Origin of the sequence: Paenibacillus andongensis, from assembly GCF_025369935.1 — a bacterium.
GTDB classification, from domain to species: domain Bacteria; phylum Bacillota; class Bacilli; order Paenibacillales; family NBRC-103111; genus Paenibacillus_E; species Paenibacillus_E andongensis.
Genome location: NZ_CP104467.1, coordinates 6,679,103 through 6,699,055 on the forward strand (window position 1 = coordinate 6,679,103; position 19,953 = coordinate 6,699,055).

Annotated in this window: 21 protein-coding genes; 5 read left to right on the forward strand and 16 right to left on the reverse strand. The window is 45.7% G+C overall.

The window, feature by feature from the left end:
- Window positions 1-17: 17 nt before the first annotated feature.
- The 6 genes from tsaD to NYR53_RS29870 all read right to left on the reverse strand — a co-directional run bounded on the left by tsaD (window position 18) and on the right by NYR53_RS29870 (window position 3,455).
- Window positions 18-1,049 carry a tRNA (adenosine(37)-N6)-threonylcarbamoyltransferase complex transferase subunit TsaD gene (tsaD, locus tag NYR53_RS29845; protein WP_261306574.1) on the reverse strand — a complete coding sequence of 344 codons (1,032 nt, stop codon included), beginning with the start codon at window positions 1,047-1,049 and terminating at the stop codon, window positions 18-20.
- Between the two features lie 94 nt (window positions 1,050-1,143).
- Window positions 1,144-1,650 carry a ribosomal protein S18-alanine N-acetyltransferase gene (rimI, locus tag NYR53_RS29850; RefSeq protein ID WP_437180107.1) on the reverse strand — a complete coding sequence of 169 codons (507 nt, stop codon included), beginning with the start codon at window positions 1,648-1,650 and terminating at the stop codon, window positions 1,144-1,146.
- Window positions 1,650-2,474: a tRNA (adenosine(37)-N6)-threonylcarbamoyltransferase complex dimerization subunit type 1 TsaB gene (gene tsaB / locus NYR53_RS29855; RefSeq protein WP_261302670.1), complete on the reverse strand. Its 825-nt coding sequence runs from the start codon at window positions 2,472-2,474 to the stop codon at window positions 1,650-1,652. Before tsaB ends, rimI begins: the two co-directional genes overlap by 1 nt.
- Window positions 2,471-2,953, reverse strand: coding sequence for a tRNA (adenosine(37)-N6)-threonylcarbamoyltransferase complex ATPase subunit type 1 TsaE (gene tsaE / locus NYR53_RS29860; protein ID WP_261306576.1), 483 nt, complete (start codon window positions 2,951-2,953; stop codon window positions 2,471-2,473). Before tsaE ends, tsaB begins: the two co-directional genes overlap by 4 nt.
- Before the next feature lie 137 nt (window positions 2,954-3,090).
- Window positions 3,091-3,273, reverse strand: a complete 183-nt coding sequence (locus NYR53_RS29865) for an H-type small acid-soluble spore protein (protein ID WP_261302671.1) — start codon at window positions 3,271-3,273, stop codon at window positions 3,091-3,093.
- On the reverse strand, window positions 3,270-3,455 hold the full coding sequence (locus tag NYR53_RS29870; RefSeq protein ID WP_261302672.1) for a hypothetical protein: 186 nt from the start codon (window positions 3,453-3,455) through the stop codon (window positions 3,270-3,272). Before NYR53_RS29870 ends, NYR53_RS29865 begins: the two co-directional genes overlap by 4 nt.
- A gap of 161 nt (window positions 3,456-3,616) precedes the next feature.
- On the opposite strand from NYR53_RS29870, the gene ku reads away from it, so the two are divergent.
- Window positions 3,617-4,486 (forward strand): non-homologous end joining protein Ku, encoded by an 870-nt coding sequence (ku, locus tag NYR53_RS29875; RefSeq protein WP_261302673.1) that lies wholly within the window; start codon window positions 3,617-3,619, stop codon window positions 4,484-4,486.
- A 77-nt stretch (window positions 4,487-4,563) separates the two neighbouring features.
- Here ku and NYR53_RS29880 read toward each other — a convergent pair whose 3' ends face one another.
- A complete protein-coding gene (locus NYR53_RS29880) occupies window positions 4,564-5,511 on the reverse strand; it encodes an ATP-dependent DNA ligase (RefSeq protein ID WP_261302674.1) in 948 nt (315 codons plus the stop codon).
- A 176-nt stretch (window positions 5,512-5,687) separates the two neighbouring features.
- Here NYR53_RS29880 and NYR53_RS29885 point away from each other — a divergent pair, with 176 nt between their 5' ends.
- Both NYR53_RS29885 and NYR53_RS29890 read left to right on the forward strand, forming a co-directional pair.
- A complete protein-coding gene (locus NYR53_RS29885; protein WP_261302675.1) occupies window positions 5,688-6,980 on the forward strand; it encodes an arsenic transporter in 1,293 nt (430 codons plus the stop codon).
- A 35-nt stretch (window positions 6,981-7,015) separates the two neighbouring features.
- Window positions 7,016-7,450, forward strand: coding sequence for a protein-tyrosine phosphatase family protein (locus NYR53_RS29890; protein WP_261302676.1), 435 nt, complete (start codon window positions 7,016-7,018; stop codon window positions 7,448-7,450).
- Window positions 7,451-7,541: 91 nt separating this feature from the next.
- On the opposite strand, the gene NYR53_RS29895 is transcribed toward NYR53_RS29890, so the two are convergent.
- Window positions 7,542-8,819, reverse strand: a complete 1,278-nt coding sequence (locus NYR53_RS29895) for an adenylosuccinate synthase (RefSeq protein ID WP_261302677.1) — start codon at window positions 8,817-8,819, stop codon at window positions 7,542-7,544.
- 125 nt (window positions 8,820-8,944) lie between these two features.
- Here NYR53_RS29895 and NYR53_RS29900 point away from each other — a divergent pair, with 125 nt between their 5' ends.
- Entirely contained in the window at window positions 8,945-9,829 is an 885-nt protein-coding gene (locus tag NYR53_RS29900; RefSeq protein ID WP_261302678.1) for a LysR family transcriptional regulator, read from the forward strand.
- Between the two features lie 40 nt (window positions 9,830-9,869).
- Here the strand turns inward: NYR53_RS29900 and mnmH are convergent, their stop codons facing one another.
- From mnmH to NYR53_RS29935, 7 genes are all read right to left on the reverse strand, one after another.
- Window positions 9,870-10,922, reverse strand: coding sequence for a tRNA 2-selenouridine(34) synthase MnmH (mnmH, locus tag NYR53_RS29905; RefSeq protein ID WP_261302679.1), 1,053 nt, complete (start codon window positions 10,920-10,922; stop codon window positions 9,870-9,872).
- Window positions 10,923-10,937: 15 nt separating this feature from the next.
- Window positions 10,938-11,987: a selenide, water dikinase SelD gene (gene selD / locus NYR53_RS29910; protein ID WP_261302680.1), complete on the reverse strand. Its 1,050-nt coding sequence runs from the start codon at window positions 11,985-11,987 to the stop codon at window positions 10,938-10,940.
- A 130-nt stretch (window positions 11,988-12,117) separates the two neighbouring features.
- Window positions 12,118-13,086 carry a ring-cleaving dioxygenase gene (locus NYR53_RS29915; RefSeq protein WP_261302681.1) on the reverse strand — a complete coding sequence of 323 codons (969 nt, stop codon included), beginning with the start codon at window positions 13,084-13,086 and terminating at the stop codon, window positions 12,118-12,120.
- A gap of 82 nt (window positions 13,087-13,168) precedes the next feature.
- Window positions 13,169-13,897: an anti-sigma factor gene (locus NYR53_RS29920; protein WP_261302682.1), complete on the reverse strand. Its 729-nt coding sequence runs from the start codon at window positions 13,895-13,897 to the stop codon at window positions 13,169-13,171.
- A gap of 4 nt (window positions 13,898-13,901) precedes the next feature.
- Window positions 13,902-14,468, reverse strand: a complete 567-nt coding sequence (locus NYR53_RS29925) for a sigma-70 family RNA polymerase sigma factor (protein WP_261302683.1) — start codon at window positions 14,466-14,468, stop codon at window positions 13,902-13,904.
- Window positions 14,469-14,626: 158 nt separating this feature from the next.
- Window positions 14,627-16,309, reverse strand: a complete 1,683-nt coding sequence (locus NYR53_RS29930) for a hypothetical protein (protein ID WP_261302684.1) — start codon at window positions 16,307-16,309, stop codon at window positions 14,627-14,629.
- A 250-nt stretch (window positions 16,310-16,559) separates the two neighbouring features.
- Complete coding sequence (locus NYR53_RS29935; RefSeq protein ID WP_261302685.1) at window positions 16,560-17,159, reverse strand: nitroreductase family protein; 600 nt, start codon at window positions 17,157-17,159, stop codon at window positions 16,560-16,562.
- 234 nt (window positions 17,160-17,393) lie between these two features.
- Between NYR53_RS29935 and ligD the strand changes: the two genes are divergently transcribed.
- Window positions 17,394-18,278: a non-homologous end-joining DNA ligase gene (gene ligD / locus NYR53_RS29940; RefSeq protein ID WP_261302686.1), complete on the forward strand. Its 885-nt coding sequence runs from the start codon at window positions 17,394-17,396 to the stop codon at window positions 18,276-18,278.
- Window positions 18,279-18,307: 29 nt separating this feature from the next.
- Here ligD and cls read toward each other — a convergent pair whose 3' ends face one another.
- Window positions 18,308-19,735 (reverse strand): cardiolipin synthase, encoded by a 1,428-nt coding sequence (gene cls, locus NYR53_RS29945; protein ID WP_261306577.1) that lies wholly within the window; start codon window positions 19,733-19,735, stop codon window positions 18,308-18,310.
- Window positions 19,736-19,953 lie beyond the last annotated feature (218 nt).

A 19,953-nucleotide genomic window follows, 5' to 3' on the forward strand; every position in this document is an offset into this window, starting at 1 on the left:
AATTAATTTTATTACCCTTACCACTCTTCAAGTTTGAGTTGAGGCTCTGCCTTCAGTTCCATAGAGTCGAATTCCTGCTTGTCCCACTTGAGGAAAGCGGCTGCGCCTATCATCGCAGCATTGTCTGTGCAAAGGCCGAGCGGCGGCACGAGCAGCGGGACATTCAGCTGCTCGCAGCGCTCGGCGAGCCTGCTGCGCAGCCCTTTGTTCGCGGCGACGCCGCCCGCGAGCAGCAGCTGTTTCGCACCATATTCACGCACGGCGCGGTCAGCCTTCTCCACAAGCACGTCGATGACGGAGGCTTGGAAGCCCTTGGCAATCTGCGCGACTTGAACGGCCTCGCCGCGCATCTTGCTTTGGTTGACGACGTTCAGCACAGCGGATTTCAATCCGCTGAAGCTGAAGTCGTAAGAATCTGCCTCGAGCCATGAGCGAGGCATTTTGATCTCGGACTCGGCTTCCTGCGCAAGCCGATCTACGTGCGGGCCGCCCGGGTAAGGCAGGCCCATTGCCCGCGCGATTTTGTCGTAGGCCTCGCCAGCCGCATCATCGCGTGTTCGCCCGATGATGCGGAATTGGCCCGGCCCCTCCATCAGAATCAACTCGGTATGTCCGCCGGACACAACGAGTGAGATCAACGGATACTCTAGCTCATGCACAAGTTGATTCGCATAAATATGTCCCGCAATATGGTGAACACCAATCAGCGGTAGGTCTAAGGCACAGGCTAGCGCTTTGCCCGCTACGACACCAACTAACAGGGCCCCGATTAATCCGGGACCCTCCGTTACGGCAATCGCGGACAGCTCCTGCAGCGATACGCCCGCTTTTTCGACGGCTTCCTCCAGCATCCATGTGATCGACTCCACATGCTTGCGGGAAGCCACCTCCGGCACCACTCCTCCATAGCGTTGGTGCGTTTCGATCTGGCTGGAAATCACATTGGAACGAATGATTTTACCATTTTCGACAATGGCTACGGAAGTTTCGTCACAGCTCGTTTCGATCGCCAAAATATAAACCGACTTTGTAACGGAAGCTTCTTTTATCTGTTGTCCTGTTTCACTCTTTTGCTGTTGTCCTGTTTCACTTTTTTGCTCTTGCCCTACTTCTCTAGTCAATTTCGTCACCTATCCGAAAGCCTCAATCCCCGAGACTATCCTTTCTTCTCTTAGGCAAGTCTGCCCACATAATAACAGCATCTTCGCGATTATCCGTGTAATACCCTCTACGCACGCCAACAGAGCGGAATCCGACCTTTTCGTACAAATTTTGCGCAACATAATTGGAGGCTCGAACCTCAAGTGTCATCCGAATAGCCCCTAAGAAAGCGGCTGTTTTCATCAGCTCACGGAGCAAACGTTCCCCTAGCTTACGTCCTCTATACGTATCTCGAACAGCCACATTCGTAACATGTGCCTCTTCCATGATGAGCCACATCCCGCCATAACCGGCGACCTCACCTTCGATATCCATAATCATATAATGAGCGAACTGATTATTCGTTAATTCATTCTCAAATGCACCTTTTGTCCAAGGCGTAGTGAACGCTTCTTGCTCGATTTCACAAATAAAAGGGATGTCTTCCATTCGCATGGAACGGAACACCAATGAATCTTCAGTTGTTTGCGGCTGCCGCTGCTCCATCATCAATGATCCCCTTTCTTCGTCTTCATTCCGGCCAGTAAATTGGCTTCAGCCTCCGGTAATCTGGTGTAGTTAGGGACAAATGTATGCACATCCGCCTTCTCCCCTTTAGCCAGCCTAGGATAGGCTAGTCTACCGATAAATTCCGCTTCAATGCCATAGGAAAAGATACGAACGACTCCGTCCCAACCCCGCGCAAATTGTTCAAGCTCATCTTTGAAGCCTTCGGTTTCACCCACAAACAGAATCTCATGGGGCCTTTGTCCTTGCGAAGCTGAGGCTGCTTGCTTAACGATTTGCTCTGTCCAAGAATTAATAACACGAATGCCATCAGGCAGAACTTCTTGCCAATTTGCCGCGAGCTCCCCATCTACTGTTAACGGAGAAGCACCCTCATAGGCGTAGACTGCCGTGAAAGCTTGCTTACGTCTACCATCCATGAGCGGCACCACCCAAGTCGGCCCATTTCCGGTCGCGCTCTGTTCCTTCATAGCACCACCAAGCGCCATGGCTTCTAAGCTGGACACACCAATAAGGTCCAGGCCTAACGACCATGCGAATGTTTTGGCAACAGACACGGCAATACGAACCCCTGTATAGGAACCGGGGCCTTGGCCCACAGCGACCGATTGAAGGTCCTTGGGTTTGAGATGTAAACTCGCAAGCAAATCTTGAATATGGGGAAGAAGCCCGATCGAGTGATTCCGTTCAGCGTAGGAGCTGACCTCGCCCAGCATGTTGCCATTTTCCAAAATAGCAACTGTCATTGCAGATGTTGAGGTGTCGATGGCTAAGCATCGTCCTAAATTCTTTGTCCGTTCTGTCATTGTAAATGTCCGTTCTCCTTCATTTGTACACACCAGCTCTGATACGGGTCTCCGTGCGGAGTCAGGTGAAATACTCTGGTTTGATCATCCTGATGGGCAATCGTGATGGCTAGCCGCTCTGGTGGCAGAAGGTCTTCAATTAAACTTGACCATTCGATCAGCGTAACGCCGGCTCCATAAAAATAATCGTCGAGCCCTAATTCATCCGCCTCCTCCCCAGAAATGCGGTACATATCCATATGGTAGAAAGGAAGCTCAGCTCCCTCGTATTCTTTGATAATGGTAAATGTAGGCGAGTTAACGGTTTCGGTAATTCCCATCGCTCTAGCAAAGCCTTGCGAAAACCTCGTTTTTCCCGCACCCAGATCGCCATCTAGTGTAAAAACGGTGCCAGGCTGCAAATAGGTGGCCAGCAATTTCCCCAGTTTATCGGTATCTTCCTCATGCCTGGAGTTGTACGTAAATGTGGATTGAGGCATGTAGATCTCATCCCTTTCTTTCCGTTTGCGCGTGCTGCTCCTATTATAGTCCTCGCTAGTAGGCAACATCAACTCTCTAATCAAAAAAGCCCGCCCCGAGATAACTCGGAGCAGGCTTCGCTGTTCTTTCACATCCACTAATGGACCTCTTCCAACTCCTGAACCGCTACTACCCGAGAATCGGCCGGGTTTTCTTCCGCGTGGACTTTGGCAATTGCTTTGCCGGTATCCACACTATCGATCCAGACAGGGAGGCCATTTAACTCGACGTGAATCTTCTCATCAGCGGCTAAAATTTCTTGAACGCGATGAATGTTCATGGCTCATCCAGTACGGATTCCGGATGATCCATCGTATCCGTCGTCGTGGATTCGATCAATCCATTGTGCATGGTGACGTTACCGCCTCCCAAGCCTTCGTTAATCATGCGATCAATGTCCATGAAATGATCATCTTTGCCTTCAGTGATCGTATCTTGAGATGCATTTGAATCTTGTGCCATCCGTGAATCCCTCCTTAGCATAGATTAGCTTCATGGTAATCAACTTGCGTTTTTAACGTACCCACTCTCGAGGCCATCTATTCTCTTAAATCTCTACCGTATAAAGCCATTAAATCAAGAGAATACTAGTACAATCACGATTACCCAGGAGGAATCACGAGATGCATACAGTTTGGAAAGGCGCGATTAGCTTCGGACTTGTTCATGTGCCTGTGAAAATGTTTTCGGCAACGGAAGATAAGGATATCTCCATGCGTTACATACATAAAACTTGTATTACACCGCTCTCCTATGTGCGTAAATGCCAGACTTGTGAGAAGGAAGTAGAGTGGGAGGAAATTTCCAAAGGATATGAATATGAACCTGGACGTTTCGTTATTTTTGAGAAGGATGAATTGGAAAATATCTCGGGAGAAGCGAATAAAGAGATCAAGATTCTGGACTTCGTCAACTTGACAGATATCGATCCGGTTTATTTTCAAAAGACTTACTATCTTGGGCCTGGAGATACTGGTTCTGGTGCCTATCATTTGCTGCTGGATTCCATGCGTCAAACCGGCAAAATCGGCATCGCCAAAGTGTCGATCCGTTCCAAAAGCTCACTAGCCGCCATTCGAGTTATTGAGAACTGCCTCGCTATGGAAACTATTTTTTACCCGGATGAGATTCGACCGATTTCTCAAGTTCCGGGCCTTCCCGAGAAAGTCACCGTGAACGAGCGTGAAATGGAAATGGCGAAGATGCTCATCAGCCAGCTGTCGACACCCTTTGAACCCGAAAAGTATAAAGATGAATACCGCGGTCGATTGCTTGAAGCAATTGAGCATAAGGTGGCTGGAGAAGAAGTCCAAGCTGCCCCTTCGCTGCAGAAAACGAGCGTTATTGATCTCATGGCCGCGCTGCAAGCTAGTCTTGACGCCACGAAACCGACGGATGAAAAAGTAACTTTAGGTGAGGACGCCAGCGTAACTGAAATCAAGAAGCCGAAAGCGAAACCGAGAGCCAAAAAAGTCAAAGAACCTGTAACGTGAAAGTGAATAGAACACAAATAAAGCGCTGATTCTTGATATTCAAGGATTAGCGCTTTTGCTTTGTTCTGCTATATCATCTACATATTCTGTGAAAAAGTGCAATCTGCTAGATCCATTTGAACGAAAGCTTGAATGCTGGGATGCCTCATCGTTCCGTGGGGAGTCCATTCAAGAAATTGTATTTTCGCCGTTAACTTTGGTTGGGTCCAGATGGCTTCCTTGCTCCGTTCAGGCTCGTTTATAAATGGCTTATGAGGTGTCGTCATCGGTTCAACGATCTTCGTCAATTGACGCCAATCTTCCCTGCTTAATTTTCCAGTGCCGGCGTGACCGATATAGACAAAACGGCCCTCTTTGTCGTATAATCCTAGCAATATCGCATTAACAACCCCCGCCCTAGTCGTTACCCCGCCAATCACAGCAAATAAGTCGTGGAAAATTTTCTTCTTCACCCAACGGCTGTCTTTTCCCCCAATGGCATAAGTACTGTTAAGGTCTTTGCATACAACCCCCTCCATACCGTGCTCCTTCATTACATCGAAAAGTTTGTTTCCGTCTGCAATGTTTTGTGTAAGTTGAAAATGGGGCAAAGGGGTAATCATATCATGGAGTATCTTCTGTCTCTCCGATAATGGCTTGTCCACGATCCATTTGTCATTGTACATGAGGATATCGAAAATCATATAGGTAATCGGCGTCTGTGTAACGGCTCTCTCAATGCTTTGGCTTTTTCGTAAAGATTCCCTCTTCATGATCTCGTGAAAAGCAGGCTTTTTTTGATCAAATGCAATGATTTCCCCATCTAAGATGACTGAGGAAGCCGAACAGTATGATTGGATATCTAGCAGCTCTGGGTACTGCTTCGTACGGTCATTACACCTACGATTCACTAAACGAACGTCATTTCCATCGAAATAGGTTAGCATTCTGACGCCGTCCCATTTAATTTGCGCTACCCAATCATCGGATGTAGGAATCGTTTCTGTGCTGACCGGCTCGAAAGGAAATACGGGCTTAAGTTCCATGTGGGTCTCCCCTGTTTGATATATTCTCTTCATTGTTGCCATTATTAAAAAAGAACAAACCAAAAAGCCGTCAATATTTGCCTTCTCAAAAAGAAAAGGTAGATATCATATCTTGCGAACAAATAGATTGCTGCAACTAGTAGATACTTACAACTTAGGAGGTTTAAAAGCAATACATGGTTTACTTAGCACTTATCATCTTTTTACTTACACTGACCTTCGTTATTTGGCAGCCTAGAGGGCTGAATATTGGATGGTCCGCATCAGCAGGTGCCATTCTGGCACTCCTCTTTCAGGTTGTTTCTCTACATGACGTCGTTACTGTGACAGGCATTGTGTGGAATGCGACTTTGACTTTTGTCGCCATTATTCTAATCTCCCTCATCTTGGACAACATTGGATTCTTTGAATGGTCTGCCCTTCATATGGCACGAATTGCCAAAGGGAACGGGAAGGTCATGTTCGTCTATGTTATCCTGCTCGGATCAGCTGTTGCTGCACTATTCTCTAATGATGGCGCCGCGCTAATTCTAACGCCAATTGTTCTAGCTATGGTTCGTGCCTTGAAATTTCCAGATAAAATGATTCTGCCGTTCATTATGGCTAGTGGTTTTATTGCAGATACGACATCCCTTCCTTTCGTTGTTAGCAACTTGGTGAACATCGTTTCGGCTGACTTTTTCGGTATTGATTTTGTCACTTATGCTAGCCGAATGTTTATTACAAGTCTAATCTCATTAGCTGCCAGTTTGCTTGTGCTGTTCCTGTATTTTAGAAAAGACATTCCTCAAAACTACGATATCACTCAGCTTAAACGTCCTTCTGAAGCGATTAAGGATATTCAACTATTTCGATTATCTTGGGTCATTCTTGGAATCTTATTAGCTGCTTACCTAATCAGTGGGTTTATTAAAATTCCTGTTTCCATTATAGCCGGGGTCGCTGCACTTAACTTCATTCTGATTGCCCGATCGAGCAAGGTGATCGAAACCAAAAAAATCATCAAAGATGCACCATGGGCTGTCGTGATTTTTTCAATCGGCATGTACGTAGTTGTTTATGGATTGAAGAACGCTGGCTTAACCACTGCTCTTGGAGAACTAATTGAAACCATTTCAGGACAAGGATTGTTCCCTGCCACCATAGGGATGGGATTCCTAGCCGCTATACTTTCCTCGGTTATGAATAATATGCCGACGGTAATGATTGATGCGCTAGCAATCAAGGGTACTCAAACAGTGGGAATCATTCGTGAAGCTCTCATCTATGCCAATGTCATAGGCTCCAATTTAGGGCCTAAAATTACTCCAATCGGCTCGCTCGCGACTTTATTATGGCTCCATGTCCTATCTAAAAAAGGTGTGAAAATCACCTGGGGGTACTATTTTAAAATCGGCATCATCCTTACGATCCCAACTTTGTTAATCACGTTAATTGGTCTGTACCTATGGTTAAACGTAGTTTCATAATCAACCTATTTAAGAAAAATAAGGAGGGCGTATAGATGCCTAAAAATTATCAAGCTTTAATCGAGGATAAAATCTTCTTTGGCGGTGCCTCTGACGTTGAGGACATGGTCAAGAATGAGAACGTTGAAGTGATCGTTGATCTACGTGGAGAAGCCACGGAGTGTGCTTTCTCTGCTGGTAACGTAGAATGGATTCAAATCCCCCTTGGAGACAATGCTGAGGGACCACAGGATCAGCTATTCCAGAAAGCCATCGATCATGTAGTAGAGGCTTATAACAGTGGGAAAAAGGTTGGCTTTCACTGTGGCGGCGGCAAAGGCCGTACCGGTGCTGTGGCCATCGGCACTTTGATCACATTGGGCAAAAGCCAAACCATCGAAGAAGCGGAGAAAATCGCTCAAAGCATTCGCCCCGTGGTGAATGTTAGAGCTCCTCAACGTGAAGCTCTTGAGAAATTATTTAAAAAATAAACTAAATAAAAACTAGACCCCTGTGCAATGATTAATTGCTTAGAGGCCTAGTTTTTTTGTTATTCCTTACGCTGCCTAACTGGCAACAGCTCTATCTTTCAATAATTTGCTCGCGTTTCGGTCCAATGGAGACCCAGCGAATAGGTACACCAATCAGTTTCTCAATGTGAAGCACATAATTTTGAGCTTCAATGGGGAGATCGTTAAACGTACGAATATGTGAGATATCACACTTCCAACCCGGTAGTTTTTCATAAACTGGCTCTGCTTGCTGTAATTGTGAAGTATGCGGGAAATCCATGCTATTCTCATTTTGAATACGATAAGCGGTACAAACTGGGATCTCATTAAGATAGCCCAACACATCTAAATTGGTTAGAGCAACCTCAGTTGCCCCCTGTATTTGACAACCATATTTGGTCGCTACGGCATCGAACCACCCTACTCGCCTCGGCCTGCCGGTTGTTGCACCGAACTCTCCGGCATCACCACCTCGCGAGCGTAACTCGTGTGCGGCCTCAGCTTGAATTTCTGATACAAATGGCCCTTCGCCGACACAGCTTGAATACGCCTTCGTTACAGCGACAACTTTCTTGATGGCATGTGGAGGAACTCCTGCCCCAACAGCAGCGTATCCAGCCAATGTTGATGAAGATGTCGTATAAGGATATATACCATGGTCTGGATCTCTGAGCGCTCCTAATTGTCCTTCAACTAATACCGATTGTCCTTGTGATATGGCATCCTGCAGTAAAGTTGTCGTATTGCACACAAATGACTGAATGAATGCCGCTTGCTTCTGCACTTCAACAACAAGCTGATCTACATCCAGCAGAGCCTTTTTATATAAATGAGTGAGAAGTATATTTTTGGACTCCAATGCCCTAGTTAACTTTGATCTTAACTGGCTTTCATCAAATAATTCGGATACTTGTATACCAATCTTCGCATATTTATCCGCATAGAAGGGCGAAATCCCTTGCTTGGTGGACCCAAACTTCCTATCCCCTAAACGTTCCTCCTCCAACTCATCGAAAAGAATATGATAAGGAAGCACAACTTGCGCGCGTTCAGAAATACATAGCTTAGGCTCAGGTACGCCCCGCTTCACTAATTCCTGAAATTCACTTTGGAGCTTACTCATATTTAAAGCAACACCCGGTCCAATAACATTCGTGGTCCCTGGATAAAAGACTCCAGAGGGAAGCATATGCAGCGCAAATTTGCCATAGTCGTTAATAATCGTATGCCCGGCATTGCTCCCTCCTTGGTACCTGACGACAAACTGAGAATGCACGGCAAGTACATCTGTTAATTTCCCCTTGCCTTCGTCGCCCCAATTCGCTCCCACAATAGCTGTAACCGTCATCTTAAGATCACCCTTCCATTGAAATAACTCCCTAAAACTAAGTATAATGATAATGGTCCTATTAGAAAAATTAATATAACTAATAATCGATATTAACCACATTGATGTCATTGAGGAGACGTACTATGATTCACAATATGGAACTGTATCAAGTCTTCTATATCACGGCAAAAGCAGGAAGTCTATCCAAGGCAGCTGATGAACTGTTTGTTACACAACCAGCTGTTACGCATTCGATTAAACAATTGGAGGCAAAGTTGGGTGGGCAATTATTTTTCCGTACATCTAGAGGAGTGACTTTAACAACGGAGGGTCGCGAGCTTTTCACCTATATTGAGCAGGCTTATCATTTTATCCTTAATGGTGAAAGAAAGATCACGGAGATGCATCAACTTACGCACGGAGAGGTGAAAATTGGAGCTGGTGATACGCTTTGTAAACATTTTCTGCTGCCACATCTTAAGCAGTTTCACGAATCGTTCCCTAAAGTTAAGATACAAGTAACGAACAGAACCACAACTGAGACGATTACTCTACTAAAAGAGGGAAAAATTGACCTAGGCATCGTCAATCTCCCTATTTCTGACCCTCATATCTCCATTCAAGAAAGCATAGTCATTCATGACTGTTTCTTAACAGGGGCAGCGTATAAGCATCTTACAGAGACCCCCATTTCTCTCCAGGAGTTGCTCGAGCATCCGATTATCCTGCTTGAGAAAGGGAGCAGCACCCGCGCCTACTTAGATCACTTTGCTGAAGGGCACGGGTTGTCCATGAAGCCAGAGATTGAGCTTGGAAGTGTTGATCTACTAATCGAATTCGCTAAGAATGGCTTCGGTATTGCTTGCGGAATCAGGGAGTTTGTCCATCAAGAGCTGTCGGACGAAACGTTGTATGAAATTCAGCTAACCACACCGATCCCTGCTAGGAAAGTTGGCATTATTAAGTTAAAGAGCATCCCCCTATCTGCCGCTGCCACTCATGTGTATGATACTTTAAGACAAATGTGAAAAAGTGCTAACTGATTTCAGTTAGCACTTTTTTCGCTTTTTACTTCACCAAAGCCTTCATTTTAAGCTCCGACAAATAATTTTTCACAGCCTCTACAGCTTCTTCCCTATTTCGAGCCTTGATAACAATTCGGTCTTGTTCATTTTGCTTCATCGCATGCTCATAGCGCGGGTCATAGTAATGCATCAGAAGCAGCCTGACGGCGTTCTCATAGTGCTGAGCTTGAAGATTGGTCTCAATTTCTTTGGCAATTGGTGTATGGATGCGGTTTTTAATATGCTTAAAAGCATGTAAAATATCTGGCTGATTTTCGAAAGGTTTATACTCCTTAATAATATGCTGAACACGTTCTTCAATCGGCATTTCGATAAATATCTGTGTGGCGGTTTCTTTTTTTTGAAAGATAAACTCGGGAAGAACGACTTTGCCTATTCGCTTGCTTTCTCCCTCTATTAAAACGTAAGGCGCCGATTCCAGCTTCAACAGTTGTCCGACCAGCAGGGATTCAAACGTCTTTTGGTTATGAGATTTCAAGCCAATTTCTCCAAAAATGGAGCCTCGATGACCCGCCATCCCTTCAAAATCCAAGACAGGATAGCCCTCTTCCAGAAGACTGCGCAAAATTGCTGTTTTGCCCGTTCCCGTGTTTCCCTGAATAACGTGTGCAGGAGGCTTAAAATCTCTAAGCTGCTCAAGTGTACTTACAACCCACTTCCGATAGGCCCGAATACCTCCGGTCAACCGATAAACACGAATGCCCATCAGCGATAAAACGGTTGCTGTTGTTTTACTTCTCATTCCGCCGCGCCAGCAGAAAACGACCTTCGGTTCTTTGATTTGCTCAAAAGACTTCACGAAAGCAGGCAGCTTCGCAGAAACGATCTCCAGCCCTCTATCTTTAGCTGCTTGCACGCTCACTTGCTTATATAGGGTACCTATTTCTGCACGCTCCGCATCTTCAAATATGGGAATATTCAAGCTGCCGGGGAACGTGCCATCTTCATATTCGGATGAGGAACGGACGTCGATCGGAACGATCTCTTTTTTATGTTGCAGGGTTAGTAATTCTTCGATGGTGATGTCTTGAAACAATGGATTTTCGCTCCTTTAACTTACAACAATGCGTCCGGGATGTTCTGCCGTGATTTCGCCAATCAAGCTCGCTTCTACGCCGGCATCCTTCAGTTTACGAAGCAATTCATCTGCCTGCTCCCCATCAACCGAGATAAGGAGACCGCCCGAGGTGACCGCGTCACATAGAATCCATTGGCTAATTTGATCCAACGATTCAGCAAATGTGATCGATTCCTGTACATGAGCGAAGTTGTTCTTGGTGCCCCCAGGAACGAATCCCTCTTCGGCAAGCTCTCGCACCCGCGGTAATACAGGTACATCTTGTGCAGTGATGCGAATTCCCACGCCGCTGCCTGTCGCCATTTCCAGAGAATGTCCCATTAAACCAAAGCCCGTCACATCTGTGCAGGCATGAACGTTATAAGGCTCCATCGTCTCCGCAGCCGTCTTATTCAGCGTTGCCATAACTTGCGTCACTCGCTGAATTTCTTCTTCACTTAGTCGATCTTTTTTGATCGAGGTTGTCAGTATACCTACGCCAATCGGCTTCGTTAAGATCAATTTATCCCCAGGCTTAGCTCCAGCATTGGTACGGATCTTTCCAGGATGCACCAATCCCGTGACGGCGAGTCCAAACTTCGGCTCGTTATCATCAATGGAATGACCGCCTACTAGTGTAATCCCTGCCTCCAGCATTTTATCCCCAGCGCCGCGTAAAATATCGGCAAGCACCTGCTTGTCCAGCGTTTTGATCGGAAAAGCAACAATGTTTAATGCCGTTAATGGCTTACCGCCCATCGCATAAATATCACTGATGGCATTCGCTGCAGCCACTTGTCCGAATGAATAGGGATCATCAACGATCGGGGTAAAGAAGTCTACGGTTTGAACGAGCGCAAGCTCTTCACTTAATTTATATACCCCTGCATCATCGCTGGTATCGATCCCAACGAGAAGATTGGGGTTGGCAACTGTAGGCGGCAAAGATTTTATTACTTGAGAAAGATCTCCCGGACCGATTTTGCATCCGCATCCACCTTTCGTGGAGTAGGAGGTTAGTTTGATTTTATCCCCTGTCGTCATCTGGCATCTATCCCTTCATTTTTCACGCTATGTATATTTCCATGATAACCGATTTAACGTCAATCTTAAAATAAAAACGAACATCTCTTATCCGTGAATGAATCACAGAGCAGAATGTTCGTTCATGGTATCAACGTTTCGTATACAGCGACTTCAATTTTGCTTCAATGAAAACTCGTTGGTTCTCTAAAAATGGCGGGAGGGAAAGCGATTCGCCTAATGTTTCAAGTGGCTCATCGGTAGCAAAGCCCGGGCCATCCGTAGCTAGTTCAAACAGAATGCCATTCGGCTCGCGGAAGTACAAAGAACGGAAATAAAATCGGTCTACGAATCCTGAGTTAGGTAATCCTGCTTTGTTAAGGACTTCAACCCAAGCCATCAGTTCTTTCTTATCTTCAATACGGAAAGCAACGTGATGAACGCCACCGCCACCTTGGCTTGATACATGGAGATCGCTGCGCGGCTCGACTTGGACTTCGGCCCCCGACCCACCTTCGCCTACTTGCATGACAATGATATCTTCTTGTCCTTTAGCCACCGCCGGAATTCGTTCTATTTCCTTGAAGCCAAGTAAACGCAATGCTGCCAGTGTGGATTCCGGCTTCCGCACGGTCAGCTTTACAGGGCCTAGTCCGGTGATGCCGTACGAGACGGGAACCGAGCTTTTTTCCCACGGCTTCCCTCCCTTAACACCTGTATTATTTTCATCGGAAACGATGGCTAGCTGCTGACCTTCCGGATCCTCGAAAAAAATGACTTTGCGCCCGGCAAAATCCTCCACAGGGGAGTACTTTACGCCATGTTCCTTGAATCGCTCCATCCAATACGGAAGCGCCTCGTCATTAGCTACACGAAGTGATGTACCCGAAATACTGCTTACCCCTGCAACGTTCGGTCCCACCCCAGGGAAATCAAAGAAAGTAAGCTCTGTTCCCGGATTCCCCTTTTCATCTCCATAAAACAAATGATAAGCCGTTGTATCATCTTGATTGACTGTTTTCTTGACAAGCCGCATGCCTAGCACCTCGGTGTAGAACTGGAAATTCGCTGCTGCATCCCCTGTCATCGCGGTTACATGATGAATCCCTTTTACGTTCAAATCTATCCGTCCTCTCTACAAATGCTCAGACCTCTGATCAAGCACAACAAATAGTTTAACCTTAACCTATTCGCAGTATGAGCTACGAAGTGCCCAGTATCTTTTTCCCGCGCGGCTGTAAACCATTCGGATCCGGTTCCAACGTAACGCCAAAGGAGTCAATTTGGAAATCCTTTACCTTCACAGGGATGCTGTATGTCAGCACACCAGTACCCTTCTCGTCTACACGGAGCGTCCCGCAATTGTATCGCTTCCCGCTTCGGTTATACCAAACTTGATAGGCCCAATCCCCTTGCGTTTCCTTGAGACCTTGCAGATTAATGACCACATTATGGACATCGCCATTTTGCAGCACATAAGCTGTGCCAGAGGCTGTTGGCATCGTACTTTCAACGGATTTCAATTGAAACGTATGCACGATTTCTGCAGGTTGATTTAAGGTGGGGTTGGCTGAAAGGTTTTTTGGTTGTTGATTGTTCCACCATGCGCCTACAACGAGGCCTAAGATAATGGCAGCAGCTCCGCCATATACCCATTTGAACGAACGTTTCTTCTTCTCTTTCTTCTTGATCGCTTTGAGTTCGGTCGGGACAATAGACTGCATAACCTGTTGCTTCAAATCCGCAGGGACTTCTATTTCCTCCATCTCAAAAGGGAGTGCCTGCCAGACCTCCTGCAGCTCGCTTAATTCTTCCCGGCATGTGACACAAGTTCGCAGATGCCGTTCGAAAGCAGCGCGTTCCCACTCCGTACAGTCGCCTGTCAAATAATTGACAAGATAACTGCATTCCACAGTCTCCTGTTCTTTCATTACGTCATCCCTCCCTCAGTGATGTCAGATGCTTCCGAAGTATTTTCAAACCTTGATGCAAACGGCTTTTTATCGTACCCAGCGGCTCATTCGTTTGAGTCGCAATTTCACTTAGAGAGTAGCCCTGCCAGTACATCATGTCGATCAATTGAATTTGGCTATCGGACAAATGTACATAAGCCTCTTGAATTTGCTCTCCTATCCATTTACGTGACATAACCGATTCTGGATCAGGGTCGCTTGAAATCAGCGTTTGCTCCCACTCTCTGGGCTCAAATTGGATCACTTGATCAAGTCTGCGCTTCTTACGCAAGCTATCAATGGTAATATTACGGGTAACCGTGATCACCCAGTTGACGAAGGCACCTTTGCTTGCGTCATAGCCTTTTTCAGTGGTCCAAAGACGTGTGAAAACTAGCTGGACAATTTCTCTGGCCGCTTGCTCTTCCTTCATGGATTTCAGCGCAAATGAATACACCAGCTTCGCATAGCGATCGTAAAGCTCTTCTAAGGCTGGATGGTGCTTAGCCATCACCAGCTTCATGAGCTCACCATCTGTTCGATTTCGCATAATTCGGTACACCCCGAGTCGAAATGAAGTTTATTATCTTTCTACCTTATCGCCAGCTAGACGTCTTGGCAATAGCTTTATAGAAAAATAGCGCCCCAACGCCGCTGCATCTGCCAGCATGTTGGAGCGCAATAAACCTACAGGGTGCGACTAGGAAGTTATCTTGCTGTAGTTTGAGCTGGATCGAGGACAAACCAGACTTTTCCTACATTTTGCCCAGTAGTATCGCCAGGGTTGTGATCTTTGATCCAGTAGTAAAGAGGCCAGCCTTTATATGTGCTTTGTTTCGTGCCATCGTTTCGAGTAAGGGTACCGAAATCGCTTGCGGTAAGATCCGCCGAAACCGTAAGATTCGCATCATAGAAGATCGGCCAGTTCACCAAACATTGGCCAACGCAAGAATTAGGATCCGCTTTATCTTTTGTGAACAAGTACAAAGCCATGCCGTTTGCGTCCACCAAATACGTGCCAAGAGCATCGGATTTACTTGTTTTTACGGATGTATTCGTCGCCTTAGTTCCACTGAATTTCGCAGGATCAATTACGTACCAGACTTTACCAACATCCTGGCCTAATGTATCTCCCATTTTCTTATCATCCACCCAATAGTACAGAGGGAAACCCTTGTATGTGGTCTGCATTTTGCCATCTGCGCGAATGAGCGTGCCGAAATCTGCAGAGTTGACTCCCGTTGGAGGCGCAATGTTCGGTGCGTAGAATAATGGCCATTTCTCCAAGCATTTGCCGGAGCAATTGCTGACGCCCTTCGTATCTTTATCGTAGTAGTAAAGTGCCATGCCGTTTGCATCTGTCAAATAATTGCCTAGATCGGCTTTGGTACCAAGCGCCACGCCGCCGTTTGAGGGCTTAATAACGAACCAGACCTTACCAACGTTATCTCCTGTTGTATCTCCGGCTTTTTGATCCTTAACGAAGTAGTATAAAGGCCAGCCCTTATAGGTCAATTGTTCTTTGCCGTCAGCGCGCACGAACACTTTGAAATCCGCTGCGCTAAACTCCGCAGGAACCGTGAAATTATTGCTGTTAAAAATCGGCCAGTTGGCCAAACATTGACCTACACATGAATTCACATCCGCAGCGTCTTTGGTAAAATAGTAAAGCGTCATTCCTTTGGAATCCGTCAGATAACTACCCAACGTATCACTTTGCTTCAAGCTGAGTTCTTCGTTCTTCAGCACATCGAGCTTAGTCGCACTGATTTTACCTTTATCCGTCAAATCGGCGCCTAGCGTTTTCGCAGTTCCTTTGATAGGCACCTTCAACGCTTCGATAGTTGCTGTAGCAATATGTAAGTTTTTGAATTGCTTCACATTGGCAATCTTCGATAAGCCATTTTTTGCGGCAAAGGTAAATACGTTCGCGTACTCAAAATCTGTTCCTTGCATGTAACCTAGCGATTCCAACAAAACCTTGTAATACTGCTGCGCTGTAATTCCTGATAGCGGTTCGAATTTATCATCGCCGGTTCCTTGCCAGCCTAGGCTCGGGTTCGCTTTCAAATAACCTAGAATTGCTTGGTTCTCTTTGGAAACGCTGCTAGCATCCTTGAAGCTCGTTGTTCCGGTAAAAGCTAACGCTTCGGCTTCCAAACCTTTTAATCTTAGGGACATCACCGCGGCTTGCAGCCTTGTTGTTGGCTTGTTTAAGTATTCTGCCGTCAGCCCACTGCCCTCTCCTTGGAGGATACCAAGATCCCCTGCTATATCCGTTTCGGATTTGACCTTCAGAGGCTCAGCCGCAGCTGCTGATAGAGCCGTCACTCCCGCCATAAGTCCTAGTAACACTAGGGAAGATACGAATACTTTTTTAAAATTACCCATGCTCGATTACTCCTCCTTAAATTTTTCTATTTAAGGTAACGAAGTGGAGATGCAAGCGGTTTTATGAATAGTGTAGAGGTGGGGAATTTTTTTAAGTGACTATATAGTTATGGCAAAAGCTCAGAAACGACTTCTCAATCTCCAAACGCCAACTCGCTCTCTCGATTCGTACAAAAAGCCACCCCACCGTCAAAGACGAATGGGATGGCCCCTTTTTATAAGGATGAATTAATGGCTAATCTTACATTTCTTATTGAAAAAACTTCACGCGGTCTTCAAGTGGTTGGAACTCTTTATCGCCCGGTGTAAAGGTTGGTTTACCAAAGGGCATTTGGGCAAGCAGCTTCCACTCGCTTGGAAGGTTCCACGTTTGTGCAACTTCCTCGTTAATCAAAGGATTATAGTGCTGCAGTGATGCACCAAGACCTTCTTGCTCCAGTGCCGTCCATACTACAAATTGCAGCATGCCTGAGGATTGGTTGGACCAGATCGGGAAATTGTCAGCATAGGTAGCAAATTGTTTTTGCAGATTCTGTACTGTTGTCTCATCTTCAAAAAATAACACTGTTCCATACCCGCTTTTGAAACTATCGATACGTTCTTCCGTTGGCGCGAAGCTGTCAGCAGGTACGATCTTTCTCAGTGTTTCCTTCGTCATGTTCCACAATTTATCGGATTGCTCGCCGAATAATACAACAACTCTTGCGCTTTGTGAGTTAAAAGAGGACGGTGTATGTTTCACAGCCTCGTTCACGATTTCTTGGATACGTTCATTCGAAACGACCACGTCTTTGCTCAGTCCATAGTACGTACGTCTTTCTTTTACTGCAGCTAAAAATGAGTTACTCATATTTATCTCTCCTCTGCTTCTATCTTCTGATAGAATAAGTTTTTATTTACAAATAAGAATTAACTTCCACTTGATATGTTACTTACTATTTATTATTAACTTTTGTAAGTATCATATGAATCCATCTTTTTGTCAAGCAAAATTTCATTAATTTTCAACTGGTCTTCGAAGTTTGAGATCCATCCCCACGGGGAATAATCGGATGTAAATCCATATCAGGAGGGACGAATTTTCATGGCGGTCTCAACCAAAGGAACGCTGCTCGTGGAAGGGCATGAGCTGACGATTACGAACCCGAACAAACTTTTATGGCCTGAAACGGGCATTACCAAAGCCGATTATCTCGCTAAATTGACCGAGTTGTCGCCTTACCTGCTGCGCTATTGCCGTAATCGCCACTTAACAACGATTCGTTTCCCAAACGGGTATAATGAAAAATCCTTTTATCAAAAAAATGCCCCCGATCCGGTACCAAGCTTCGTGAAGCTGGCGCCGCTGGATGGCATTAATTATATCAATCTAGACTCGTTACCCACCCTGATATGGCTGGGAAATTTGGCATGTTTGGAGTTTCATCCTTCCTTCCACCGAATTGGTGAGACGCTGCCCGCAGAATGGGTGATCGATATCGATCCTTCGCTAGAGGAAGAGCCGCGTATTATGGAGGCTGCCCATATCATTGGAGAAGTGCTCGATTCCCTGCATATTCAGTCGGTTCCCAAAACCTCAGGCGCTACAGGTGTTCAAATCTACATCCCTATTCAACATGGCTACACATTTGAACAGCTTCGCCGTATCGGTCATTTTATTGGCGCCTTTGTCGTGAAGAAGTATCCCAATCTTTTTACCATCGAAAGGTTCAAGAAAAATCGTGGCGACAAAATTTACGTAGACTACCTACAGCACTGGTATGGAAAAACATTATCCGCGCCTTATACACCACGCGCCAAAAAGGACGCCTCTGTTTCCACCCCCCTGTTATGGAAAGAGGTTGAGCTGCGCCCTAGTATTCGAGATTTCAACTTACATACGGTGATGAACCGTTTGAGAACGTATGGCGACCTCATCGAGAAGGTCCCTCCACAAAATTTGAACGCCATTTTAGAGCGTCTCACATAGATTTCGCAGCCTCTAACGGAACTTCACTATTAGAATAAAGGGGATAATAATCGGGCAATGACTTCCTTCCCCTTTTCCACGCGGGACCTCTTCTCAAATTGGGCTAATTTCAGCTCAACACTCTCCTTTAAATCCATTAAAAAGTCAGCCTCTAAGCGCTTAATTTCATCCTTATTAAACATCACAGCATTCAATTCAAAGTTGCTAAAAAAGCTGCGCATATCTACGTTCGCCGTACCTACTGTAGCCATCAAATGGTCAATGATCATGACCTTGGCGTGCATGAAGCCTTTGCGATATAGATAGAACTGTACCCCCGCCTGCATCAGCTCAAGCAGATACGATCGCGATGCGTACTGAACGATTTGGGAATCTGATTTATAAGGGAGAATAATACGGACATCGACACCGCTGATTACCGCAGTTTTGAGTGCCATCGTGATACTGGGATCTGGAATAAAGTATGGCGTAGTCATGTAAATTCGCTTCTTAGCCGCTATAATACCTGCAAAAAACATTTCCTGAATAGCATCCCAGTGGGCATCTGGACCGCTTGCAATAACCTGGACCAACGAGGCTTGCGGTTCATGATGCTCAGGAAATAACGTTTCTTCAACCAACCGCTCCCCGCTAACGAACATCCAGTCTGTCATAAAGGTCATCTGCAAGTAATACACCGCATCACCGTGCAGCATGAGATGGGTATCCCGCCAGAAACCAAGCTTTGGATCTTTCCCTAAGTATTCATCGGCAATATTAATACCGCCAACGAACCCCACCAAACCGTCAACGACAATAATCTTTCGATGATTGCGATAGTTCATTCGTTTATCGAAGAATGCAATGAGCGGACGCAAGAAAGGATGCACTTCAACCCCGGCTTGCTTAAATTTATTTATGTAAGCTGCAGAAAGCGTATAACTCCCCACCCCGTCATAAATCACTCTGACCTTGACACCCTCCTTCGCCTTACGAATCAGAACTTCTTGAAATTTCACACCGGTTTCATCATGTCTAATGGTATAAAATTCAAAATGGATATGATTTCTCGCCTGTTCAATCGCCTTTATCATAGCTTCGTAAGTGACTTCCCCATTCGTCAGCACTTCAACCCGATTCTTGAGCGTAATGGGTGACCCCGGTATATTATGAAGCAGTCCACAAAGACGCGGCTCATCAAAGAGCTGATAATTCTCCGCATTATTCGCAATCGCAGCCGATTCCTTATACATCCATTGATGTTTAATTTCATCCATTTTGCGACGTCCTCTGCGCCGAACCATTTTCCTTTGGGTATATTCCTTAGCTAAGAAATAGTACATGATAAATCCGATAATTGGAAAAATAAACAAAACGAGCAGCCAAGCTACCGTTTTAGCTGGCCGTTTGTATTCACCGATCAGAATCGTCGCGGTCTGAAAGATGAATAGCAGTAGTAGTATGACAACCCACAACAATAGCTCCATCTCCTCTACCGATTTCCCCGGATTTCTTGTTCTGATAGCTTTTGCCAAGGACTTCTCATCTATACCCATCCTTCAATCTGGACTGGGCCGAATAAAATTTTCCAACTTTCGTAATAAAATCCTTTCATTTTGAGAAAAATATGAAACGCATTCCTATAATCTTCATCCAGATTGCGACAGGAGGGCCCAGGCGCAATGGTTAAAGCATC

What these genes read in the sequence shown, in the direction of transcription:
- rimI (WP_437180107.1), bottom strand. Translation starts at nt 1,650, where the DNA reads ATGATGGAGCAGCGGCAGCCGCAAACAACTGAAGATTCATTGGTGTTC.
- tsaB (WP_261302670.1), bottom strand. Translation starts at nt 2,474, where the DNA reads ATGACAGAACGGACAAAGAATTTAGGACGATGCTTAGCCATCGACACC.
- tsaE (WP_261306576.1), bottom strand. Translation starts at nt 2,953, where the DNA reads ATGCCTCAATCCACATTTACGTACAACTCCAGGCATGAGGAAGATACC.
- NYR53_RS29865 (WP_261302671.1), bottom strand. Translation starts at nt 3,273, where the DNA reads ATGAACATTCATCGCGTTCAAGAAATTTTAGCCGCTGATGAGAAGATT.
- NYR53_RS29870 (WP_261302672.1), bottom strand. Translation starts at nt 3,455, where the DNA reads ATGGCACAAGATTCAAATGCATCTCAAGATACGATCACTGAAGGCAAA.
- ku (WP_261302673.1), top strand. Translation starts at nt 3,617, where the DNA reads ATGCATACAGTTTGGAAAGGCGCGATTAGCTTCGGACTTGTTCATGTG.
- NYR53_RS29880 (WP_261302674.1), bottom strand. Translation starts at nt 5,511, where the DNA reads ATGGAACTTAAGCCCGTATTTCCTTTCGAGCCGGTCAGCACAGAAACG.
- NYR53_RS29885 (WP_261302675.1), top strand. Translation starts at nt 5,688, where the DNA reads ATGGTTTACTTAGCACTTATCATCTTTTTACTTACACTGACCTTCGTT.
- NYR53_RS29890 (WP_261302676.1), top strand. Translation starts at nt 7,016, where the DNA reads ATGCCTAAAAATTATCAAGCTTTAATCGAGGATAAAATCTTCTTTGGC.
- NYR53_RS29895 (WP_261302677.1), bottom strand. Translation starts at nt 8,819, where the DNA reads ATGACGGTTACAGCTATTGTGGGAGCGAATTGGGGCGACGAAGGCAAG.
- NYR53_RS29900 (WP_261302678.1), top strand. Translation starts at nt 8,945, where the DNA reads ATGATTCACAATATGGAACTGTATCAAGTCTTCTATATCACGGCAAAA.
- selD (WP_261302680.1), bottom strand. Translation starts at nt 11,987, where the DNA reads ATGACGACAGGGGATAAAATCAAACTAACCTCCTACTCCACGAAAGGT.
- NYR53_RS29920 (WP_261302682.1), bottom strand. Translation starts at nt 13,897, where the DNA reads ATGAAAGAACAGGAGACTGTGGAATGCAGTTATCTTGTCAATTATTTG.
- NYR53_RS29925 (WP_261302683.1), bottom strand. Translation starts at nt 14,468, where the DNA reads ATGCGAAATCGAACAGATGGTGAGCTCATGAAGCTGGTGATGGCTAAG.
- NYR53_RS29930 (WP_261302684.1), bottom strand. Translation starts at nt 16,309, where the DNA reads ATGGGTAATTTTAAAAAAGTATTCGTATCTTCCCTAGTGTTACTAGGA.
- NYR53_RS29935 (WP_261302685.1), bottom strand. Translation starts at nt 17,159, where the DNA reads ATGAGTAACTCATTTTTAGCTGCAGTAAAAGAAAGACGTACGTACTAT.
- ligD (WP_261302686.1), top strand. Translation starts at nt 17,394, where the DNA reads ATGGCGGTCTCAACCAAAGGAACGCTGCTCGTGGAAGGGCATGAGCTG.